Genomic DNA, 3,666 nt, shown 5'->3' on the forward strand with positions numbered 1-3,666 from the left:
GATCCAGTGGCGCGGCGAGGAGCCCAACCCGCTTGCGCACGGGGGTTACGAGTGGCTCTACGTCCTCGACGGTCGGCTGCGCCTGGTGCTAGGCGGGCATGACGTCGTGCTGGGGCCGGGAGAGGCCGCGGAGTTCGATACGCGCGTCCCACACTGGTTCGGCGCCGCCGAGCGGGGCCGGTCGGCGGAGGTGCTGAGCCTGTTCGGCCCGCACGGCGAGAAGATCCACACCCGGGCCGCGCCGCGAGACCGTCGCCTCGGCCGTGAGTCCGCGCGCGGTCGGTAAGGTTCGCGCTGCGCGCGTTCGTGAAATCGTTAACAGGACCGTCATCCTCGCGCCTCGGCTGTGCCTGGAGGCCGACGGGTGCGAATCACGCACCCGTCGACATCCTCAACGTCCTGCGGCAAGGCCTGTGAACGGTTCCATGGCGTCCTGGCCGACGAATGGGCCTACGCCCGCTTCTACGGCTCAGGCCGACCACGGCTGGCCAACCTACCGGAACGTCACGGCTAGATGGTTGCTGGGTTCTCGGCGGTACGCTCGCCGACGGTGCGAATCACGCCGTACCCGTCGTCATCGACCAGGGCGATCTCCTGGCCCATCATGGGGCACACGTTCATGGCTGCCTGCCAGTGGCTGCGCGAGGTCCATTCCGCGATTTGGACGAGCCGGTACTTCGCATCGTCGGACAGTGCCTGGAACACATGGGTCCGCACGAATCCCGGCTCGGCGCTCATGATGGCCGCCGCGGTTTCCCACTTCTCCATATACTCGGCCTGTTTGTCCTTCTCGACATCGATGTTGATGATTGAGAAATAGGGTTCCCTCACGGCACTTCCTTTCGATTCGTGAATGCTGCAGTACAACGAAGGAGCAAGTGTCGAAACCTCTTCTCCGCCTAGGAGAATGTAATTACTGCAACATTCGGATGCCTAGGAAATTTGCCACTTCGGCAAATTTTCGCAGGGGCGGCCGCCGCGCCCATGTCGTGAGGAGCGACAGCAGTGAATTCGGTAAATGACGTTGCTGTTTCGGCAAGGGGCGGATGGTGATCGGATTTTGTTGCCGAATTGGCAATAGAATTTGCTTATCGAGTGGTATGGGGTGATGGTGTAGATATTAACACCAACGAGCTGATGAACACCGATGACCGGATCTGGGACGTCGTCGTGATCGGCGGCGGCGGGGCCGGTCTGTCGGCCGCGCTGATGCTCAGCCGCGTCAGGCGCTTGGTCCTGGTCATTGACGCAGGCGAACCGCGCAACGCCCCGGCCGTCAGGGTCGGCGCCCACAACATCCTGGGCCGCGAGGGCATCTCGCCCCTGGAGCTACTGCACTTGGGCCGCGAGGAAGTCGTCTCCTACAGCGGCGTCGTCACTTCCGGCCGCGTCGCCCACGTCGAGCGCGACGGCGAGCAGTTCATCGTCACCACAGGGGACGGCCGGCGAGCGCACGCGCGGCGCGTACTGGTCACTACGGGATTGGTCGACGAACTGCCCGACATCCCGGGTCTGGCCGAACGCTGGGGACACGACGCGATCCACTGCGTGTACTGCCATGGCTGGGAGGCCCGCGACACCAAGGTCGGCGTCCTGGGCAACTTCTACCAGGCGCTGCTGTTCCGTCAGATGACCGACCGGGTCGCCCTGTTCGCCCACCATGCGAAGGCGGATCTCACCGACGAGCAGTGGGAACAGCTCGCCGCACTGGGCATCTCAGTGATTCACGGCGAGGTCACCGCCCTGGAAATCGACGCCGAACACGACAAGCTCACCGGCGCCCGCCTGGACACCGGCATCGTCATCCCCGTGGACACCCTCGTGGTCGCCCCTCGCTTCATCGCCCGCGGCGGCTTCCTCGATGCCCTCGGCCTCACCCTGACCGAACACCCGGCAGTGCCCGGCGTCCAAGTCGCCGTGGACGCAGCCGGATTCACCGGTGTCCAGGGGGTCTGGGCCGCCGGAAACGTCAGCGACGTACTCGCCGCCGTCCCTCAGGCCGCAGCCGCGGGCGGCACTGCTGCCGGCGCCATCAACATGGACCTGATCCTCGAAGATGCCCGACGTGCCGCCGCCGCCCGCGAGACGCTGCCACCCACGGCGTTCAGTGGCGCGATGGAGGCGGAAGTGTCACGACGTGTTCTCGGCACCCGCGCGCACGGCCTCGACAGCCAGGAATAGCAACTGACAACCACCGGAGCATCGGTACAGCGCCTTGTCACCGTTCCCGGCGGATTCCTTGACCCCGGGTGCGAAACGCGCCCAGGGCGCCATACCGTCCAGGGCGTCCGCCGCTCGCGATGCGGCTACCTGGGGTGATTGGGCTTCCCAGACATTCTTTTGCCGCTTTGGCAACTTACTTTGTTGATTCTCGAGCCGTACGTGCAGACTCTGCAGCGGGAGGCCATACCGAACGCAGTTGGCGAGTACGCGCCCTGCCCTCCTCAAGAAGGAGCCTCAGGTGGAAGACCGCTACGTCGTGATCATCCCGATCGAGATCGACGACGACACTGAAAACGAGTATCTCGAGCTATGGCAGGATGCCGCCGATCTGATGGCGGCGCAGCCCGGGTTCCTTCGGACCTACATGTTCCGCACGGTCACTCCGGAGAGCAAGTTCCGGCTTGTGAACGTTGCTGAGTGGGAGTCGGTTTCCTATTGGGCAGCGGCGATGGAAGTCTGCCCGATGTTGAGCCAGCAGATCGCTGTCGTCCATGCCGCGGGCTACGAGGCGATTCGGACCGTCCTCCCGGCCGCGGAGCACATGTCGGGCAACGGCCGCGGCCACTCGATCGTCGATCTGTCCCCAGCGGAGGCGCATCGCCGCATCACTGCAGGGGAACTCACGCTTGTCGATGTCCGACAGGACGGTGAGTGGGCAACAGGTCGCCCCGCGGATGCCGTTCATGCCGCGCTCAGTGGGATGCCAACCTCGTTGTCCGATCTTCCTGACGGCCCGCTGGCGTTCATCTGCCGCGCGGGACAGCGCAGTTCGAAGGCGGCCGAGCAAGCAGTGAGCGTCGGCCGTTCCCCGGTCTTCAACGTTGTCGGTGGTCTCGAGGCATGGGAAGCGGCCGGGCTGCCGGTCGTCAGCGGGAAATAATCATGATCTTCTGGAAGGTAACACGCAAGGCGTGCGGGAATGTGCCTCGTACTCCGATGAGCGCGCGGCACTCGGGCCAGCTCACGTCCGGCCTGTGGCAGGCGCAGGCAGAGAAAGCGGCAGATGGCCAACTCTTGTGTCTCGAGCGGGGTGCGCAATGGTGACGGCGATGGATGCGGTGGAGCAGCAGGCCCGGCTGGGCGGTGGGCTGGCGGTCGAGGTGATCGAGACGTCCTCGCTGGGGGATCGCAGCTACCTGGCCACCGATGGTGAGGTGGCCGTAGTGGTGGATCCGCAGCGGGACGTGGACCGGGTGATCGCCGTCGCCGCGAGGCTCGAGGTGAGAATCGCCCTGGTGCTGGAGACGCACGTGCACAACGACTACGTGTCCGGTGGTCTGGAACTGGCCAGGTTGACCGGTGCCGAGTACGGGGTGGCGGCTGCGGACGAGGTGGCGTTCGACCGGAGGCCGTTGTCCGACGGCGACGCGGTGGAGCTGTCGCCGCGGATGCGGGTGCGGGTGATGGCCACGCCTGGGCACACCTTCCACCACCTGTCCTACG

At 65.4% G+C, this 3,666-nt stretch carries 5 protein-coding genes; 4 read left to right on the forward strand and 1 reads right to left on the reverse strand.

The window, feature by feature from the left end:
- A partial coding sequence (locus tag KVT45_RS54710) for a cupin domain-containing protein (protein WP_217562545.1) occupies positions 1-286 on the forward strand: 286 nt, incomplete at its 5' end.
- A gap of 224 nt (positions 287-510) precedes the next feature.
- Here KVT45_RS54710 and KVT45_RS54715 read toward each other — a convergent pair.
- Positions 511-831: an antibiotic biosynthesis monooxygenase family protein gene (locus KVT45_RS54715; protein WP_217562547.1), complete on the reverse strand. Its 321-nt coding sequence runs from the start codon at positions 829-831 to the stop codon at positions 511-513.
- 306 nt (positions 832-1,137) lie between these two features.
- Here KVT45_RS54715 and KVT45_RS54720 point away from each other — a divergent pair, with 306 nt between their 5' ends.
- From KVT45_RS54720 to KVT45_RS54730, 3 genes are all read left to right on the forward strand, one after another.
- Positions 1,138-2,181 carry an NAD(P)/FAD-dependent oxidoreductase gene (locus KVT45_RS54720; RefSeq protein ID WP_217562548.1) on the forward strand — a complete coding sequence of 348 codons (1,044 nt, stop codon included), beginning with the start codon at positions 1,138-1,140 and terminating at the stop codon, positions 2,179-2,181.
- Between the two features lie 280 nt (positions 2,182-2,461).
- Positions 2,462-3,103 carry a rhodanese-like domain-containing protein gene (locus tag KVT45_RS54725; RefSeq protein ID WP_308311175.1) on the forward strand — a complete coding sequence of 214 codons (642 nt, stop codon included), beginning with the start codon at positions 2,462-2,464 and terminating at the stop codon, positions 3,101-3,103.
- 169 nt (positions 3,104-3,272) lie between these two features.
- Positions 3,273-3,666 (forward strand): MBL fold metallo-hydrolase (locus tag KVT45_RS54730; protein WP_368857577.1); only part of this gene is annotated, 394 nt, incomplete at its 3' end.

Source organism: Streptomyces sp. GbtcB6 (assembly GCF_019091475.1).
Classification (GTDB): domain Bacteria; phylum Actinomycetota; class Actinomycetes; order Streptomycetales; family Streptomycetaceae; genus Streptomyces; species Streptomyces hyaluromycini.